Raw genomic sequence first — 17,418 nt, forward strand, 5'->3', positions numbered from 1 at the left:
CGATGCGGGGCTCAACGCCGGGCGAGGGCCTCCTGCCACCGCCCGGTCGCCTCCTGCAGCTCCCCGACCGACGACGCGTGGCGCAGCACGTCGCGGCTCACCGAGGCGAGCACACGGTCGGCCGCCGCACCGAACACGTCCTGCAGGTCTCCGGCCGAGCCGCCCTGCGCACCGAAGCCCGGTGCCAGGATCGGTGCCCGGCCCCCCTCCAGCGGCAGGTTGCGGCCGGCGTCACGCACTGTGATGCCCACGACCAGGCCCACGTCGCCCTCGAACTCCTCGGCCCACCGGGCCACCCCCTCCGCGACGCTCATGCCGTCCTGGCGGACCGCCTGCTGGAGCGGGCCGGCCTCCGGGTTGGAGGTGCGGCACAGCACGAAGGCGCCCGCCCCGTCGGCACGGGCGGCCTCCACCACGCCGCGCAGCGAGTCCTCCCCCAGATAGGGACTGAGCGTCACCGCGTCGCAGCGCAGCGGGGCGCCCTCGCCGAACCAGGCCCGGGCGTACCCGTCGTTGGTGCTGCCGATGTCACCGCGCTTGGCGTCCAGCAGCACCAGGGTCCCGGCCTCGCGCAGGGCCGCGATCGTCTCCTCCAGCACCGCGAGGCCCCGGGAGCCGAAGGCCTCGAAGAAGGAGACCTGCGGCTTGACGACTGCGACCCGGCCGCCGAACGCCTCGACGCAGCGACGGGAGAAGGCGCGCAGCCCCTCCGGATCGACCGTCAGCCCAACCGACTCCAGGAGCCCCGGGTGGAGGTCGATGCCCACGCAGAGCTGCCCGTGCCGGGCGACGGCATCCGCCAGCCGCCGGGCGAAGGTCGCCGTCCCCGGGGGGGCGTTCACGCGCCCTCCCGGGGACCGCGGCCGACGAGGTCCAGGGCGGCGGCGTGGGCCTGCAGCGGCTTGACCCCGAAGTCCTGGCCCTTCAGCGACTCGATCGCCTGCACCGCGGCGCCCAACTGCTGCACCGTGGTGATGATCGGCACGCCCGCCCCGGCCGTGGCCGCGCGGATCTCGTAGCCGTCGGCCCGGGCGTCCTGCCCCGAGGGCGTGTTGACGACCATGACGACCTCACCGGAGGTGATCTGGTCGACGACGGTCGGCTCACCGTCCGGCCCCCGGCCCTCGCTGACCTTGCGGACCACCTCGGCCCGCACGCCGTTGCGCCGCAGCACCTCGACCGTGCCGGCCGTGCCCACCAAGGTGAACCCGAGGTCCGCCAGCCGCTTGAGCGGGAAGATCATGCCGCGCTTGTCGCGGTTGGCCACGGAGACGAAGACGGTGCCGCTGGTGGGCAGCGGGGTGGTCTTGCCCATCTCGGCCTTCGCGAACGCGGTGCCGAAGGCGTCGTCGATGCCCATGGCCTCACCGGTGGAGCGCATCTCCGGCCCGAGCAGGCTGTCGACGATGCGGCCCCCCCGCGTGCGGAAGCGCTTGAAGGGCAGCACGGCCGCCTTCACCGACACCGGGGCGTCCACCGGCAGCGAGCCGCCGTCCACGTTCGCCGGCAGCAGGCCCTCGCCGGTGAGTCCCGCGATCGTCTCGCCGAGCATGATCCGCGAGGCCGCGCGGGCCAGCGGGACGCCGGTGGCCTTGGAGACGAACGGCACCGTGCGGCTGGCGCGGGGGTTCGCCTCCAGGACGTAGAGCACGCCCTGGGCGATGGCGAACTGCACGTTGAGCAGCCCGCGCACACCGATCCCCTCGGCGAGCAGCCGGGTGGCCTCACGGACGCGCTCGAGCTCCTCCGGGCCGAGCGTCACCGGGGGGATGACGCACGCGGAGTCACCGGAGTGGATGCCGGCCTCCTCGATGTGCTCCATGACGCCACCGAGGTACATGTCGGTGCCGTCGTAGAGGGCGTCGACGTCGATCTCGACCGCCTCGTCGAGGAAGCGGTCCACCAGGATCGGGCGGTCCGGGCTCACCAGGGCGGCGCGGTCGACGTAGTCGCGCAGCGAGTCGTCGTCGTAGACGATCTCCATGCCGCGCCCGCCGAGCACGTAGCTCGGCCGCACCAGCACCGGGTAGCCGATCTCGCGGGAGATCTGCACGGCCTCGTCGGCGGAGAAGGCGGTGCCGAAACGCGGGGCCTCGAGCCCGGCGTCGGCGAGCACGCGCCCGAAACTGCCGCGGTCCTCGGCACGGTCGATGGCCTCCGGGGAGGTGCCGACGATCGGCAGTCCCGCCTCTGCGAGGTCCTGCGCCAGGCCCAGCGGCGTCTGTCCACCGAGCTGCACGATGACACCGGCGACGGGCCCGGCGGCGGCCTCGGCGTGGTAGACCTCCAGCACGTCCTCCAGCGTGAGCGGCTCGAAGTACAGCCGGCTGGAGGTGTCGTAGTCGGTGGAGACCGTCTCCGGGTTGCAGTTCACCATCACCGTGTCGTACCCGGCCTCGCGCAGTGCGAAGCTCGCGTGCACGCACGAGTAATCGAACTCGACGCCCTGCCCGATGCGGTTGGGCCCGGAGCCCAGGATGATCACCGCCGAGTTCTGCCGCGGGGCGACCTCGGTCTGCTCGTCGTAGCTAGAGTAGTGGTACGGCGTGCGGGCGTCGAACTCGGCCGCGCAGGTGTCCACCGTCTTGTAGACCGGACGGATGCCCAGCGCGTGGCGCACCCCGCGCAGCACCGCCTCGCTGGTGCCGAGGAGGGCCGCGAGCTGGGCGTCGCTGAATCCGTGGCGCTTGGCGTGTGCGAGCACCTCGGGGCGCAGTCGCCCGTGCTCGGCACGGTCGGCGGCGATCGCGTCCGCGGTCTCGTTGAGCAGGGCCACCTGGTCCAGGAACCACGGGTCGATCCCGGTGGTCTCGTGCACCTGCTCCACGGTCGCGCCGCCCCACAGGGCCTGCTGCACAAGCCGCAGTCGCCCGTCGGTCGGCACGGCGGCCTGCTCCAGCAGGGTCGGGAGCTCCTCGGCGGTGGGCCGGGCGGTGGGGGTCCAGTCGAAGGAGGAGCCCTTCTGCTCGGTGGACCGCAGCGCCTTCTGCAGGGCCTCGGTGAAGTTGCGGCCGATCGACATCGCCTCGCCGACGGACTTCATCGTCGTCGTCAGCTGCGGGTCGGCGGCCGGGAACTTCTCGAAGGCGAAGCGCGGCACCTTCACCACGACGTAGTCGAGGGTTGGCTCGAAGGACGCCGGCGTCGAGCCGGTGATGTCGTTCGGCACCTCGTCGAGCGTGTAACCGATCGCCATCTTCGCGGCGATCTTCGCGATCGGGAAGCCGGTGGCCTTCGACGCCAGCGCCGAGGAGCGGCTCACGCGCGGGTTCATCTCGATGACGATCATCCGACCGTCCTCGGGGTTGATCGCGAACTGGATGTTGCAGCCACCGGTCTCGACGCCCACCTCGCGGATGACGGCGATGCCGACGTCCCGCATCCGCTGGTACTCGCGGTCGGTCAGGGTCAGGGCCGGAGCCACGGTGATCGAGTCACCCGTGTGCACGCCCATCGGGTCCAGGTTCTCGATCGAGCAGACGACCACGACGTTGTCGGCCCGGTCGCGCATCACCTCGAGCTCGTACTCCTTCCACCCGAGGATCGACTCCTCGATGAGCACCTCGGTGGTCGGCGAGTCGTGGAGGCCTGCCTCACCCATGCGACGCAGCTCGTCCTCGTCGTGGGCGAAGCCGGAGCCGAGCCCGCCCATCGTGAACGACGGGCGGAGCACCAGCGGGTAGCCGAGCTCGTCGGCGGCGTCGAGGATCTCGTCCATCGAGTGGCAGATGCGGCTGCGGGCGACGTCCGCGCCGCAGCGCTCGACCACGCCCTTGAAGAGCTGCCGGTCCTCCCCCAGCTGGATCGCCTCGACGCTCGCACCGATCAGCGGGCAGCCGTACTTCTCCAGCACCCCGGCCTCGTGCAGCGCGATGGCGCAGTTCAGGGCGGTCTGCCCGCCGAGGGTGGCCAGCACCGCGTCCGGGCGCTCGGCGGCGATGATCCGCTCGACGACCTCCGGGGTGATCGGCTCGACGTAGGTCGCGTCGGCGAACTCCGGGTCGGTCATGATCGTCGCGGGGTTCGAGTTGATGAGGATGACCCGCAGGCCCTCCTCGCGCAGCACGCGGCACGCCTGGGTGCCGGAGTAGTCGAACTCGCAGGCCTGGCCGATGACGATCGGGCCGGAGCCGATGACCAGGACGGACTGGATGTCTGCGGTACGGGGCATCAGCGGGCCTCTCCGGTGGTCGGGTCGGTCGGGTGGGTGGTGGTCGCCGCGGCGGTCTCGGCGATCCGCGCGGTCTGCTCGCTGCGGTCGGCGGCGCGACGGGTGGTCATGAGCTCGACGAACCGGTCGAACAGGTACTCGCTGTCGTGCGGCCCGGCTGCGGCCTCGGGGTGGTACTGCACCGAGAAGGCCGGCAGGTCCAGGCACTCCAGCCCCTCGACGACCTGGTCGTTGAGGCCCACGTGCGAGACCCAGACCCGTCCGAGCGCGGTGTCGTGCGGGGCCTCGGTCACCGCGTCCAGCGGCGCGTCGACGGCGAACCCGTGGTTCTGCGCGGTGATCTCGACCTTGCCGGTGGTGCGGTCCATCACCGGCTGGTTGATGCCGCGGTGACCGAAGTCGAGCTTGTAGGTGCCGAAGCCCAGGGCACGGCCGAGCAGCTGGTTGCCGAAGCAGATGCCGAAGAAGGGCACCCGGGCCTCGAGCACGCCCCGGAGCAGCTCGACCGAGGAGTCCGCGGTCGCGGGGTCACCCGGCCCGTTGGAGAAGAACACGCCGTCGGGACCGGACTCCGAGCGCACCCCGGGGACGGCGAGCACCTCCTCCAGGGACGAGTCGGCGGGCATGACGTGCACCTCGATGCCGCGGGCCGCCAGCAGGCGCGGGGTGTTGTTCTTGATGCCGAGGTCCAGCGCCGCCACGGTGAAGCGGTGCTCACCCTCGGCCGGGACCACCACCGTCTCCGGGGTGGAGACGCTCGTGGCCAGCTCCCGCCCGGCCATCGCCGGTGCGGAACGGACCTCCTCGAGCAGCTCGGGCAGCGGACGGTCAGCGGCCTCGCCGGAGAAGATCCCGGCCCGCATCACGCCACGGCTGCGCAGGTGGCGGGTCAGGGCGCGGGTGTCGACCCCGGCCAGCCCGACGATCCCCTGCACCTCGAGCTCGTCCTCCAGGCTGCGACGGCTGCGCCAGTTGCTCGGGCGCAGCGCGGGGTCGCGCACGAGCAGCCCCTCGACGAACATCCGACGGGACTCGTCGTCCTCGTCGTTCCACCCGGTGTTGCCCACGTGCGGCGCCGTCATCGCGACGATCTGCCCGGCGAACGAGGGGTCGGTGAGGGTCTCCTGGTAGCCGGTCATGCCGGTGGTGAAGACCATCTCCCCCAGCGTGGTACCCCGGGCGCCCCAGGCGTGACCGGTGAACACCTCCCCGTCCTCCAGGACGAGCACGCCCGGATCGGGGGTGAAAGGGTCCAGCAGGGTGGTGCTCATGCGCGGTCCTCCAGGGAGTGGGCGGGCAGGTCGGGGTGCAGCGAGTGGGTGACACGACCGGCGCGGAGGGTCGCGGCCACGGTGCCGTGCAGGCGCCGTCCGTGCCAGGGGTTGTTGCGGGAGCGCGAGAACGAGGCGTCACGCTCCACCGTCCAGGCCGTCCCGGGGTCGAACAGGGTCAGGTGGGCGGGAGCCCCCGCCACGAGTCCCGCTCCCTGGCGGCGGGCGCCGGGCAGCTCGTCCAACGCGGCGATGCGGGCCGGGGCGCTCGACATCACGCGCGCCACGTCGGACCAGTCGAGCAGCCCGGGGCGCACCATCACCTCGTGCACGACCGGCAGGGCGGTCTCGAGGCCGAGCATGCCGAACGCGGCGTCCACGAAGGCGTGCTCCTTGTCGTGGGCGGCGTGCGGGGCGTGGTCGGTGGCCACCGCGTCGATCGTGCCGTCGGCCAGCGCCTCGCGCAGCGCCTGCACGTGCTCGTCCGGACGCAGGGGCGGGTTCACCTTGAACACCGGGTCGTACCCGCGCAGCGCGTCGGTGGTCAGGGCCAGGTGGTGCGGGGTCACCTCGGCGGTCATGCGGATGCCGCGGGCCTTCGCCCAGCGCACCACCTCGACGCCACCGGCGGTGGTCACGTGGGCCACGTGCACCCGGCCGCCGGTGTGCTTGGCCAGCATCGCGTCGCGGGCGATGATCGTCTCCTCCGCGACCTCGGGCCAGCCCGGCAGCCCCAGCCGACCGGAGACCTCGCCCTCGTGGCAGCAGGCGGTGCCGTCGGCCAGTCGCGGGTCCTGGCTGTGCTGGGAGATGACGCCGTCGACGGCGCGCAGGTACTCCAGCGCGCGGCGCATCAGCCGCGCGTCGTGCACGCACCGGCCGTCGTCGCTGAACACCCGCACCCGGGCGTCGGACTGCGCCATGAGCCCGAGCTCCGCCAGCTCCTCGCCCTGCAGCCGCTTGCTCACCGCACCGACCGGGTGCACGTCCACCAGTCCGGCGCGACGCCCCAGGTCGGCCACGTGCTCGGCCTTCTCCGCGGTGTCCGTGACGGGGTTCGTGTTGGCCATGGCGAGCACCGCGCTGAAGCCGCCGGCCGCCGCGGCGCGGGAGCCCGTGGCCACGGTCTCGGCGTCCTCCCGGCCCGGCTCGCGCAGGTGCACGTGCAGGTCCACCAGCCCCGGCAGGGCCACCAGACCCGTCGCGTCCACCCGGCGCGCGTCGTCCGGCGCCTGCTCGGCCGCCTCGGCCCCGGTGGCCACCAGGGTCTCCCCCACGACCAGCAGGTCCCCCCGGCCCGCACCTGCGAGCTCTGCGCCCTGGATCAGCGTTGCGTTGCTCATGCCTGCTCTCCGTTCGTCGGGTTGAGGAGGCCGTCGAGGACGGCCATGCGCACGGCCACACCGGCGCTCACCTGGTCCAGCACCCGGGAGCGCGCGTCGTCCGCGGCCTCCGGGCTGATCTCCAGCCCCCGGTTCAGCGGTCCCGGGTGGCAGATGACCGCGTGGGCCGGCAGCGAGGCGAGCCGGTCCCGCGTCAGCCCGTAGCCGATCGTGTACTCCCGCGGGGTCGGGAAGAACCCGCCGGCCATCCGCTCGGACTGCACGCGCAGCATCATCACCGCGTCCACGGTGGGCAGCACGGCGTCGAGGTCGTGGCTCAGGGTGAAGCCCTCGGTCGCGGCCCAGGCCGCGGCACCGCTGGGCAGCAGGGTGGGGGGTGCCACGACGGTCACCCGCGCCCCGAGCACCTTGAGCGAGGCGAGGTTGGAGCGCGCCACCCGTGAGTGGGTCACGTCGCCGACGATCGCGACGTGGCGCCCCTCGAACCCGCCGAGCGCCCGCCGCAGGGTGAACGCGTCCAGCAGCGCCTGGGTCGGGTGCTCGTGGGTGCCGTCACCGGCGTTGACCACCGCCGTGCCGCGCCCGCTCTCGTCCAGCCAGCGGGCGATCTGCGCCGGGGCACCCGAGGCCGGGTGCCGCACCACCAGGGCGTCCACGCCCATGGCGGCGATGGTGGAGACCGTGTCGCGCAGCGACTCCCCCTTGCTGACCGACGAGCCCTTGGCCGCGATGTTGATCGTGTCCGCCCCCAGCCACTTGCCGGCGATCTCGAAGGAGGAGCGGGTGCGCGTGGAGTCCTCGAAGAAGAGGTTGATCACGGTCCGCCCCCGCAGGTCGTCCCGCTTCTTCACCGTCTGCCGCTGCAGGTCGAGGTGCCCCTCCGCGGCGTCCAGCAGGGCGGTGGTGCGCCCCGCGTCCAGATCGGTCGAGCTCAACAGGTGCTTCATCGGCCCTCCCCGGCCAGTCGGAGGATCTCGACGGCCTCGTGGCCGTCGGGGTCGTCCAGGCGCACCTGGACGCGTTCGTCGGCCGCGCTGGGCAGGTTCTTGCCCACGTGATCGGCCCGGATGGGCAGCTCGCGGTGACCGCGGTCCACCAGGACCGCGAGGCGGATGGCGCGGGGCCGACCGACCGCGGAGACGGCGTCCATCGCCGCCCGCACGGTGCGGCCGGTGTGGAGCACGTCGTCCACGAGCACCACGACGCGGTCGCTCACGTCCACCTCGGGCCCCGCGGCCGTCGTGGTGCGGCCGGGGCCCAGGTCGTCGCGGTGGGGTGCAGGGTCGATCGGGCCGCACGGCACCTCGACGCCCTCGATGGCGGAGATGGCGGCGGCCAGCCGGTGGGCCAGCGGGAGCCCTCGGGTGGGGATGCCGAGCAGCACGAGCTCCTCGGCGCCGTCGTTGCGCTCCAGCAGCTCGTGGGCCATGCGGCGCACGGCTCGGGTGATGTCCTGGTCGTCCAGGACGGTACGCACAGTGGGGGTGTTCCCCATCGTGACCTCCTTGGCTGCCTCACGGGACAGACCGTTAAAGGATGTCGGACGCCGCCCACTCTAGAACACCGGGCGGCGGGGGGTCGTCCCCGGTCAGACGACCGTGGCCTTCATCTGGCTGATGCGGGTCAGCAGGCCGGAGACGAACTTCGGCGAGTCGTCGGTGGACAGGTGGGAGGCCAGGTTGACCGCCTCGCTGATCGCCACCGCGTCCGGCACGTCCTCCACCCAGACGATCTCGTAGACGCCCAGGCGGAGGATCGCGCGGTCGACCGCCGGCATGCGCTCCAGCGACCACCCCTGCGACCAGGCCGCGAGGGCATCGTTGATGGGGGCCCAGTGGGCCACGACGCCCTCGACGAGGGAGACGGTGAACTCCGGCACGGGCACCTGCGGGTCGGCGGCCTCGCGGCGGGTGCCCATGAGGGCCTCGACGTTCATCCCCCGCTGCTCGGCCTCGAAGAGCAGGTCGACTGCCCGCTTGCGGGCCTTGGAGCGCGCTGCCATCAGGAGACGCGGCTGATGTACGAGCCGTCGCGGGTGTCGACCTTCACCACGGTGTCGGTCTCCAGGAAGAGCGGCACCTGGATCTCGGCGCCGGTCTCCAGCGTGGCGGGCTTGGTGCCACCGGTGGAGCGGTCCCCCTGCAGGCCGGGGTCGGTCTGCGCGATGCGGAGCTCCACGCTCGGCGGCAGCTCGATGTACAGGACCTGGCCCTCGTGCGTGGCGACCATGACCTCCTGGTTCTCGAGCATGAAGTTCGCCGCGTCGCCGACCAGGTCCGCGGGCACCGGGAGCTGCTCGTAGTCCTTGGTGTCCATGAAGATGTAGGAGTCGCCGTCGTTGTACAGGTACTGCATGTCGCGGCGGTCGACGTTCGCGGTCTCGACCTTGGTGCCCGCGTTGAAGGTCTTGTCGACGATCTTGCCCGAGAGGACGTTCTTGATCTTGGTGCGCACGAAGGCCGGCCCCTTGCCGGGCTTGACGTGCTGGAAGCTCTGGACCTGCCAGAGCTGGCCCTCCAGGTTCAGCACCATGCCGTTCTTCAGGTCGTTCGTGGTTGCCACGGGGCGCGTCCTTTGCGTGTCGGGTTGGTCGTTCGTCCGCCGGTCTGCCGGGACCCGGCACCGCCGTGCGGTGTGGGCAGTCGATCATCTTACGCAACGCGCCGGGAGGCCCGGCATGCCTGCCGCCGGCTGGTAGAACGGGCACATGTATCCTGTGAAGGCATTGGCCATCCCCGCCCTCGGACTCGCCGGCTGGGCCACCCAGAACGCGTTCCAGAAGAAGCACGCCATCCTGCGCACCTTCCCGGTGCTCGGCAACGCCCGCTTCGCCCTGGAGACGATCGGCCCCGAGCTGCGCCAGTACATCGTGGCCATGAACGACCAGGAGCGTCCCTTCACGCGCGACCAGCGGTCGTGGATCTACGCGGCGAGCAAGGAGCAGAACACCTACAAGGGCTTCGGCTCCGACAACGACATGGAGTCCGAGGAGGGCTGGGTCGTGGTCAAGCACCGCACCTTCACCCCGGAGGCCCCGCCCACCTCGCACGCGCACAAGTCCGACCCGGCGACGCTCCCCTCGGCCAAGGTGCTGGGCGGGCCGCGGGGCCGGCGCCACGCGTTCCGGCCTGAGTCCGTCGTCAACGTCTCGGCCATGAGCTACGGCTCGCTCTCCGGCTCCGCCGTCCGCGCCCTCAACCAGGGCGTGCGGATGGCCGGCGCCATGCACAACACCGGTGAGGGCGGCCTCTCCGAGCACCACCAGCAGGGTGGCGACCTGATCCTCCAGATCGGCACCGGCTACTTCGGCTGCCGCGATGAGAAGGGCCGCCTGTCGATCCCCCGCCTCGTCGAGCTCACGCAGGCCAACCCGGTCAGGGCGATCGAGATCAAGCTCTCGCAGGGGGCCAAGCCCGGCCTGGGCGGCATGCTCCCCGGGGAGAAGGTCACCGAGGAGATCGCCGCCATCCGCGGTGTGCCGGTGGGCAAGGACGTGGCCTCCCCCTCGCGCCACTCGGCCTTCCAGGACGTCGACTCGATGCTGGACGTCGTGGAGGAGATCGCGGAGGCGACCGGTCTGCCCGTGGGCATCAAGTCGGCCATCGGCGAGATGGGCATGTGGGAGGAGCTCGCCGACCGGATGATCGACCGCACCCGCGGCGTCGACTTCATCTCCGTCGACGGAGCCGAGGGCGGCACGGGCGCGGCCCCCATCCTGTTCAGCGACCACGTGGCCCTCCCCTTCCGCCTCGCGTTCGCCCGCGTCTACTCGACCTTCGCCCGGGCCGGCATCACCGACGACGTGACCTTCATCGGCGGCGGCAAGCTCGGCCTGCCCGCCAACGCGATGGTCGCCATGGCCCTGGGCGCGGACATGGTCTACGTGGCTCGCGAGGCGATGATGGCGGTCGGCTGCATCCAGGCCCAGAAGTGCCACACCGGCCACTGCCCCACCGGTGTCGCGACCCAGAACCCCTGGCTGGAGCGGGGCCTCGACGTGGAGTCCAAGGCGCTGCGCACCCGCAACTACCTGCGTGCGACGCGGGCCCAGCTGCTGCGCCTGTCGGAGGCCGTCGGCGTACCCCACCCCGGGTTCGTCACCACCGACGACCTCGAGCTGATGTCCGGCAACTACGAGGGCCGGTCGCTGCGGGAGGTCTTCGGCTACGAGCTGGGCTGGGGCGGTGTCCCCGAGGAGTCCCGCCAGGAGATCACCCGGATCATGCGCGAGCTGGTGGAGCCGGACCAGACGGACCACGTCGCCAGCGACCGCTGACACCGCCCCCGGCGTCGCCGACACGCGCCACACGCCCCTTGTGTTGCAGTTGGGTAACGACGGTCTGAACTGTGCAGGGATCCGCGGCACACGTGCCTAGGGTGTTGCTCGCCACGGTCCCGGCTGTGGCTTCACTTACTGCTACAGGAGGATCCATGGCGATCAAGCGCAACAAGTGGCTGGCCACCGCGGCCGGCGTCGCAGCCCTTTCCCTGTCCCTCAGCGCCTGCGGTGGCGGCGGTGGTTCCGAGGGTGGCGAGTCCCAGTCGGGCGGTGCCGGTGGTGGCGCTGCTGGTGGCGCCGGCGGTGACGTCATCATGGCGAACGGCACCGAGCCGCAGAACGCCCTCATCCCGGCCAACACCACCGAGACCGGTGGCGGCAAGGTGCTGGACATGGCCTTCAGCAAGCTCATCGACTACGACGCGAAGGGCGAGTCCTTCAACGACGTCGCCAAGTCGATCGAGTCCAAGGACAACAAGACCTGGACCATCAAGATCAACGGGGACCGCAAGTTCTCCGACGGCACCAAGGTGACCGCCAAGTCGTTCGTCGACGCCTGGAACTGGGGTGCCCACATCGACAACAACAACCAGGCCGCCTACTTCTTCGAGCCGATCAAGGGCTACAAGGAGGTGCACCCCGAGGAGGAGGGTGCCAAGGCCAAGGCCGAGAAGATGTCCGGCCTCGAGGTCATCGACGACACCACCTTCGAGGTGACCCTGGAGGAGCCCTACGCCGGCTTCCCGGAGCGCCTGGGCTACACCGCCTTCGCGCCGCTGCCCGAGAAGTTCTTCGACGACCCGAAGGCCTTCGGCGAAAAGCCGATCGGCAACGGCCCCTACAAGGTCGAGAAGTGGAACCACAACCAGAGCATCAAGCTGGTGAAGAACGAGCACTACGTCGGTGAGCACAAGCCGAAGAACGGCGGTGTCGAGCTGACCATCTACCAGAAGCCGGAGCCGGCCTACACGGACCTCCAGGCGGGCAAGCTGGACGTGCTCGACCAGATCCCGGAGACCTCGATGGCCACCTACGAGCAGGACCTGGGTGACCGCGCCATCAACCAGGAGGTTGGCGTCTTCCAGTCGTTCTCCTTCCCGATGTACGCCGACGCCCCGTACGCCGGCGACAGCGAGGACGCCAAGAAGATCCGCAAGGCCATCTCGATGTCCATCGACCGCGAGGGCATCACCGAGAAGATCTTCCACGGCACCCGCACCCCGGCGAAGGACTTCTCCTCGCCGGTGGTCCAGGGCTACGACGACAGCATCTGCGGCGAGCTCTGCGAGCACGACGACGAGAAGGCCAAGAAGCTGCTCGAGGAGGCCGGTGGCTGGAAGGGCGAGCCCCTGACCATCGCCTACAACTCCGACGGCGGTCACCAGTCCTGGGTCGACGCGGTCTGCGGTGAGATCACCAACGGCCTCGGCATCGAGTGCAAGGGCAAGGCCTACCCGGCCTTCAAGGCGCTGCGTGACGACGTCTCCGGCGGCAAGATGAAGGGCGCCTTCCGCACCGGCTGGCAGATGGACTACCCGGCCCTGGAGAACTTCCTGACGCCGCTCTACAAGACCGGCGCCTCCTCCAACGACGGCAAGTACTCCAACAAGGAGTTCGACAAGCTCCTCGAGGAGGGCGACGCCGCGAAGGACGAGAAGGCCTCGATGAAGAAGTACAAGGAGGCCGAGAAGGTCCTCATCGAGGACGCCCCGGTCATCCCGCTCTGGTACTCCAACGCCAACGGTGGCCACTCGGAGAACGTCAAGAACGTCGAGTTCGACGTCTTCGGCGTGCCGCAGTTCGCCAAGATCGAGAAGGGCTGATCCACCGGATCATGACCCGCGCGGACTGACGGTCCACGTGGCACAGACGTGGGGGACCCGAAAGGGTCCCCCACACTCGTGGCCGGGCGTGTCCTGTGACCCACGCCTCATCACCCTGTACTGTGCCGACGTTGCACGACCGTCGGACTCGCTCGCGGGCCGACTCCCTGCCCCGTGCACCCGACCCCATTCGAGGAGAAGTTGTGGGTACCTATGTGCTCCGGCGATTGCTCCAGATGATCCCCGTGTTCATCCTGGCGACATTGCTGCTGTACGCCATGGTCTATGGCCTTCCTGGCGACGCCGCTGCTGCCATGTGTGGCGAACGCGGCTGTGACCCGGCGTTCATCGAGAAGTTCAACGAGGAACACCACCTCGACGAGCCGCTGCTCGTGCAGTACGGCTACTACCTCCAGGGCATCCTGACCCTGGACTTCGGCGAGACCTTCACCGGCCGTCCCGTGCTGGACGTCATGAAGGAGACCTTCCCGGTCACCATCCGCATGGCCATGATCGCGTGGCTGCTGGAGATCCTGATCGGCATCCCGATCGGCCTCATCGCGGGCCTGAAGCGCGGCACCTTCCTGGACACCGCCGCCCTGCTGCTGACCCTGCTGGTGATCTCGATCCCCGTGTTCGTCATCGGCTACCTCGCGCAGTTCTTCCTCGGCCTGAAGTGGGGCATCTTCAGCCCCACCGTCGGCAGCGACGCCTCTTGGCAGAACCTCCTGCTCCCCGGCGCCGTGCTGGCCGCCATGTCCGTCGCGTACATCACCCGCCTGATGCGCACCTCCATCGTGGAGAACAAGAGCTCGGACTACGTGAAGACCGCCCTGTCCAAGGGCCTGCCCAAGCACCGGATCATCGGCGTGCACCTGCTGCGCAACTCGCTGATCCCCGTGGTGACCTTTCTCGGTACCGACCTGGGCGCGCTGATGGGCGGCGCCATCGTCACCGAGGGCATCTTCAACGTGCCGGGCGTCGGCAACCAGATCTACCGCGCGATCATCGCCGGAGAGAACGCCACCGTCGTCTCCTTCGTGACGGTGCTGATCTTCGTCTACCTCATCGCCAACCTGATCGTGGACCTGCTCTACGCCGTTCTCGACCCGAGGATCCGCCTTGACTGACCACACCCGACACGAGACCGAGCTCGAGGAGAGCACCTTCGACCTCGAGCACGAGAGCCCCAGCAGCGCCGACGGCGACCGGCTCTCGGCCGACCCGGACCAGAACGCGGTCGCTGGCAAGAAGGGTGTCGCCGACGAGAACGCGCGCGTCGGCAAGCCACGCAGCCTGGCGCAGGACGCCATGCGCGACCTCATCCGCAACCCGATGTTCGTCATCAGCTCGCTGATGATCCTCGTGCTCGCCGCGATGGCGCTGTTCCCCACGCTGTTCACGAGCGTGGACCCGCAGGCGCAGGACATCCTGAGCTCCCTGGAGAAGGGCCAGCCGGGTCACCCGCTGGGCTTCGACCAGCAGGGCCACGACATCTTCTCCCGCGTGGTCCACGGTGCGCGTGCGTCGATCATGGTCGGCGTGCTGACCACCCTCGGCGTCGTCCTGGTCGGTGGCGCCATCGGTGCGATCGCCGGCTACTTCGGTGGCTGGGTGGACGCGATCCTGTCGCGCATCCTGGACACCTTCCTGGCCATCCCGCTGATCCTGGCCGGCATCGTCGTGATGTCGATGGTCGAGCACATCGACCTGCCTGGACTGGGCTGGATGGGCCGCAACGTACCGACCGTCTCGATGATGCTCATCATCTTCGGATGGACCTCCGTCGCCCGCATCATGCGCGGCTCGGTGCTCCAGGCCAAGCAGTCCGACTACGTGACCGCCGCCCGCTCCATGGGCGCGAGCACCGGCCGGATCATCATGAACCACATCATCCCGAACGCCATCGCGCCGGTGATCGTCATCGCGACCATCTCGCTGGGCATGTTCATCGTCGCCGAGGCGACGCTGAGCTACCTGGGCATCGGGCTGGACACCGAGCAGGTCGTGTCCTGGGGTGGCGACATCTCCGTGGCCCAGAACCTGCTGCAGACCAACCCGCAGGTCATGTTCTGGCCGTCGCTGGCCCTGTCGGTCTGCGTGCTCAGCTTCATGCTGCTGGGTGACGCCGTCCGTGACGCCCTCGACCCGAAGCTGCGATGAGGAGAGACGACATGACCGACACGAATCGCACGGACCGTCCGGCGGCCGTCCGCGACGTGAGCGACCGCGCCCAGCGGGGCGAGGTGCTGCTCGAGGTCGACGACCTCCACGTCGAGTTCAAGACCAAGGCCGGCATCGCCCACGCCGTCAACGGCGTGAACTACACGCTGCGCGCCGGTGAGACCCTCGCGGTGCTCGGTGAGTCCGGTTCCGGCAAGTCCGTGACCGCACAGGCCGTCATGGGCATCCTGGACACTCCCCCGGGCAAGATCACCGCTGGTCAGGTCCGCTTCCGCGGCAAGGACCTCCTGGCCATGAAGGAGTCCGAGCGCCGGCTGTACCGCGGCGAGAAGCTCTCGATGATCTTCCAGGACTCCCTCTCGGCCCTGAACCCGGTGTATCCGGTGGGTGCGCAGATCGCGGAGATGTTCCGCGTGCACCGCAAGACGGGCAAGAAGGAGGCGACGGAGCGCGCCATCGAGCTGATGGACCGCGTGCGCATCCCCGCCGCCCGGGAGCGCGTGGGTGACTACCCGCACCAGTTCTCCGGCGGTATGCGCCAGCGCATCATGATCGCGATGGCGATCGCCCTGGACCCCCACGTGCTCATCGCCGACGAGCCCACCACCGCCCTGGACGTGACCGTCCAGGCCCAGGTGATGGAGCTGCTGGCCGAGCTCCAGCAGGAGATGAACATGGGACTCATCCTGATCACGCACGACCTCGGTGTGGTCGCGGACGTCGCCGACCAGATCGCGGTCATGTACGCCGGTCGCATCGTGGAGCAGGCCCCTGCTCGGGAGCTCTACCGTGCGCCGGCCCACCCGTACACCGAGCGGCTGCTGGCCTCGATCCCCCGCGTGGACCAGAAGGGCCAGAAGCTCACCGCCATCGAGGGGATCCCCCCGATGCTCACGAACATCCCGCAGGGCTGTGCCTTCAACCCGCGGTGCCCGAACGCGCAGGACGCCTGCCGCACGGACCGCCCGGCGCTGGAGCAGTTCGCCCCGGAGCGCGCCTCGGCGTGCCACTTCTGGAAGGAGACGCTCGATGGGAGCCAGCGTGCTGCGATCTGACGACGAGGAGCGCCGCGACGGCCAGGTCCCCGCGACCGCCTCCGACGCCGCCCCCCGTCACCGGGACACCGGTGTGAAGGGTGCGACGGCCGAGGAGGTCGCCCGTGACCACTCCGTCGAGAACCCGAACAACCCCGGGGCCCCGTCCCGGGCGATGGACCTCGACGTGGACGAGATCGTCTCGGCCGGTGTCAGCCCCGAGCGGCGCGGTGAGACCCCGGTCATCAGCGGTCGCGGTCTGAAGCGGCACTACCCGCTGACCAGGGGTGTCTTCAAGCGCACCTACGGCCACGTGCGGGCCGTCGACGGCGTGGACTTCGACCTGTACCGCGGCGAGACGCTCGGCGTGGTGGGTGAGTCCGGCTGCGGCAAGTCGACGCTGGGCCGTCTGATCATGTCCCTGGAGAAGCCCACCGACGGCCAGCTCTTCTACAAGGGTCGGGACGTGGCGGACTTCAACGCCTCGGAGTTCCGCGACATGCGGCGCAACGTGCAGATGGTGCTGCAGGACCCGTACACCTCGCTGAACCCGCGCATGACGGTCGGCGACATCATCGGGGAGCCGTTCAAGATCCACAAGGACGTGCTGGACCGCAGCAAGCGGACCGCGCGCGTCAAGGAGCTCATCGAGCTGGTGGGCCTGAACCCCGAGCACATCAACCGCTACCCGCACCAGTTCTCCGGCGGTCAGCGTCAGCGCATCGGCATCGCCCGCGGCCTGGCCCTGAACCCGGAGGTGATCGTCTGCGACGAGCCGGTCTCGGCGCTCGACGTGTCGGTGCAGGCGCAGGTCGTGAACCTGATGGAGGACCTCCAGAACGAGCTGGGGCTGTCCTACATCTTCGTGGCCCACGACCTGTCCGTGGTGCGCCACATCTCCGACCGCGTGGCCGTGATGTACCTCGGTCGCATGGTGGAGCTGGGCAACGAGGACCAGATCTACTCGCGCCCGGTGCACCCGTACACCCAGGCCCTGCTGTCCGCCGTGCCGGTGCCGGACCCCGAACTGCGTGGCAAGCGCGACCAGATCCGGCTGGAGGGTGACGTGCCGTCGCCGGCGAACCCGCCGTCGGGCTGCCGCTTCCGCACCCGCTGCTGGAAGGCCGTGGAGCTGTGCGCCACGAGCGACCCGCAGCTGGAGGTGCGCGAGGGCACCGACCACCCGAGCCGGTGCATCTTCTCCGAGGAGCGTCAGGTGATCGAGGCCGTGCGCTGACGCCTCGCTCCCCCACGACCGCTGAGGGCGGGCCCGGTGTTCCGGGCCCGCCCTCAGCGGTTCTGCTGGGTGTGCA

14 protein-coding genes are annotated in these 17,418 nt (G+C 70.2%); 6 read left to right on the forward strand and 8 right to left on the reverse strand.

From position 1 onward, the window contains the following. Positions 1 to 11: 11 nt before the first annotated feature. From pyrF to efp, 8 genes are all read right to left on the reverse strand, one after another. Positions 12 to 842, reverse strand: a complete 831-nt coding sequence (pyrF, locus tag ACY8FT_RS04165) for an orotidine-5'-phosphate decarboxylase (protein ID WP_462417671.1) — start codon at positions 840 to 842, stop codon at positions 12 to 14. Then, positions 839 to 4,171, reverse strand: coding sequence for a carbamoyl-phosphate synthase large subunit (gene carB / locus ACY8FT_RS04170; RefSeq protein WP_462417672.1), 3,333 nt, complete (start codon positions 4,169 to 4,171; stop codon positions 839 to 841). Before carB ends, pyrF begins: the two co-directional genes overlap by 4 nt. Further along, a complete protein-coding gene (carA, locus tag ACY8FT_RS04175; RefSeq protein ID WP_462417673.1) occupies positions 4,171 to 5,442 on the reverse strand; it encodes a glutamine-hydrolyzing carbamoyl-phosphate synthase small subunit in 1,272 nt (423 codons plus the stop codon). The genes carB and carA overlap by 1 nt, the downstream gene beginning before the upstream one ends. Continuing rightward, positions 5,439 to 6,785, reverse strand: coding sequence for a dihydroorotase (locus ACY8FT_RS04180; protein WP_462417674.1), 1,347 nt, complete (start codon positions 6,783 to 6,785; stop codon positions 5,439 to 5,441). Before ACY8FT_RS04180 ends, carA begins: the two co-directional genes overlap by 4 nt. After that, positions 6,782 to 7,732: an aspartate carbamoyltransferase catalytic subunit gene (locus ACY8FT_RS04185; protein WP_462417675.1), complete on the reverse strand. Its 951-nt coding sequence runs from the start codon at positions 7,730 to 7,732 to the stop codon at positions 6,782 to 6,784. The genes ACY8FT_RS04180 and ACY8FT_RS04185 overlap by 4 nt, the downstream gene beginning before the upstream one ends. Continuing rightward, positions 7,729 to 8,280 carry a bifunctional pyr operon transcriptional regulator/uracil phosphoribosyltransferase PyrR gene (gene pyrR, locus ACY8FT_RS04190; RefSeq protein ID WP_462417676.1) on the reverse strand — a complete coding sequence of 184 codons (552 nt, stop codon included), beginning with the start codon at positions 8,278 to 8,280 and terminating at the stop codon, positions 7,729 to 7,731. Before pyrR ends, ACY8FT_RS04185 begins: the two co-directional genes overlap by 4 nt. A gap of 93 nt (positions 8,281 to 8,373) precedes the next feature. Next, complete coding sequence (gene nusB, locus ACY8FT_RS04195) at positions 8,374 to 8,787, reverse strand: transcription antitermination factor NusB (RefSeq protein WP_462417677.1); 414 nt, start codon at positions 8,785 to 8,787, stop codon at positions 8,374 to 8,376. Next, positions 8,787 to 9,347, reverse strand: coding sequence for an elongation factor P (gene efp / locus ACY8FT_RS04200; protein WP_462417678.1), 561 nt, complete (start codon positions 9,345 to 9,347; stop codon positions 8,787 to 8,789). Before efp ends, nusB begins: the two co-directional genes overlap by 1 nt. A 145-nt stretch (positions 9,348 to 9,492) precedes the next feature. Between efp and ACY8FT_RS04205 the strand changes: the two genes are divergently transcribed. From ACY8FT_RS04205 to ACY8FT_RS04230, 6 genes are all read left to right on the forward strand, one after another. Further along, the gene (locus tag ACY8FT_RS04205; protein ID WP_462417679.1) at positions 9,493 to 11,061 is read left to right on the forward strand and encodes an FMN-binding glutamate synthase family protein; all 1,569 of its coding nucleotides are present in this window, start codon (positions 9,493 to 9,495) and stop codon (positions 11,059 to 11,061) included. 155 nt (positions 11,062 to 11,216) lie between these two features. Further along, on the forward strand, positions 11,217 to 12,887 hold the full coding sequence (locus tag ACY8FT_RS04210) for a peptide ABC transporter substrate-binding protein (RefSeq protein ID WP_462417680.1): 1,671 nt from the start codon (positions 11,217 to 11,219) through the stop codon (positions 12,885 to 12,887). Between the two features lie 203 nt (positions 12,888 to 13,090). Then, on the forward strand, positions 13,091 to 14,017 hold the full coding sequence (locus ACY8FT_RS04215; RefSeq protein ID WP_462417681.1) for an ABC transporter permease: 927 nt from the start codon (positions 13,091 to 13,093) through the stop codon (positions 14,015 to 14,017). Further along, the gene (locus ACY8FT_RS04220; protein WP_462417682.1) at positions 14,010 to 15,050 is read left to right on the forward strand and encodes an ABC transporter permease; all 1,041 of its coding nucleotides are present in this window, start codon (positions 14,010 to 14,012) and stop codon (positions 15,048 to 15,050) included. Before ACY8FT_RS04215 ends, ACY8FT_RS04220 begins: the two co-directional genes overlap by 8 nt. Positions 15,051 to 15,061: 11 nt before the next feature. Continuing rightward, complete coding sequence (locus ACY8FT_RS04225; protein ID WP_462417683.1) at positions 15,062 to 16,126, forward strand: ABC transporter ATP-binding protein; 1,065 nt, start codon at positions 15,062 to 15,064, stop codon at positions 16,124 to 16,126. Further along, positions 16,101 to 17,342, forward strand: a complete 1,242-nt coding sequence (locus ACY8FT_RS04230) for an ABC transporter ATP-binding protein (RefSeq protein ID WP_462417684.1) — start codon at positions 16,101 to 16,103, stop codon at positions 17,340 to 17,342. Before ACY8FT_RS04225 ends, ACY8FT_RS04230 begins: the two co-directional genes overlap by 26 nt. Positions 17,343 to 17,418: the final 76 nt, after the last annotated feature.

It is taken from the genome of Kytococcus sp. Marseille-QA3725 (assembly GCF_054950055.1).

Bases quoted from the DNA above. Each gene is read 5' to 3' on its own strand.
- carB (WP_462417672.1), bottom strand. From the start codon at position 4,171: ATGCCCCGTACCGCAGACATCCAGTCCGTCCTGGTCATCGGCTCCGGC.
- nusB (WP_462417677.1), bottom strand. From the start codon at position 8,787: ATGGCAGCGCGCTCCAAGGCCCGCAAGCGGGCAGTCGACCTGCTCTTC.
- ACY8FT_RS04205 (WP_462417679.1), top strand. From the start codon at position 9,493: ATGTATCCTGTGAAGGCATTGGCCATCCCCGCCCTCGGACTCGCCGGC.
- ACY8FT_RS04230 (WP_462417684.1), top strand. From the start codon at position 16,101: ATGGGAGCCAGCGTGCTGCGATCTGACGACGAGGAGCGCCGCGACGGC.
- ACY8FT_RS04225 (WP_462417683.1), top strand. From the start codon at position 15,062: ATGACCGACACGAATCGCACGGACCGTCCGGCGGCCGTCCGCGACGTG.
- pyrR (WP_462417676.1), bottom strand. From the start codon at position 8,280: ATGGGGAACACCCCCACTGTGCGTACCGTCCTGGACGACCAGGACATC.
- ACY8FT_RS04210 (WP_462417680.1), top strand. From the start codon at position 11,217: ATGGCGATCAAGCGCAACAAGTGGCTGGCCACCGCGGCCGGCGTCGCA.
- ACY8FT_RS04180 (WP_462417674.1), bottom strand. From the start codon at position 6,785: ATGAGCAACGCAACGCTGATCCAGGGCGCAGAGCTCGCAGGTGCGGGC.
- ACY8FT_RS04185 (WP_462417675.1), bottom strand. From the start codon at position 7,732: ATGAAGCACCTGTTGAGCTCGACCGATCTGGACGCGGGGCGCACCACC.
- carA (WP_462417673.1), bottom strand. From the start codon at position 5,442: ATGAGCACCACCCTGCTGGACCCTTTCACCCCCGATCCGGGCGTGCTC.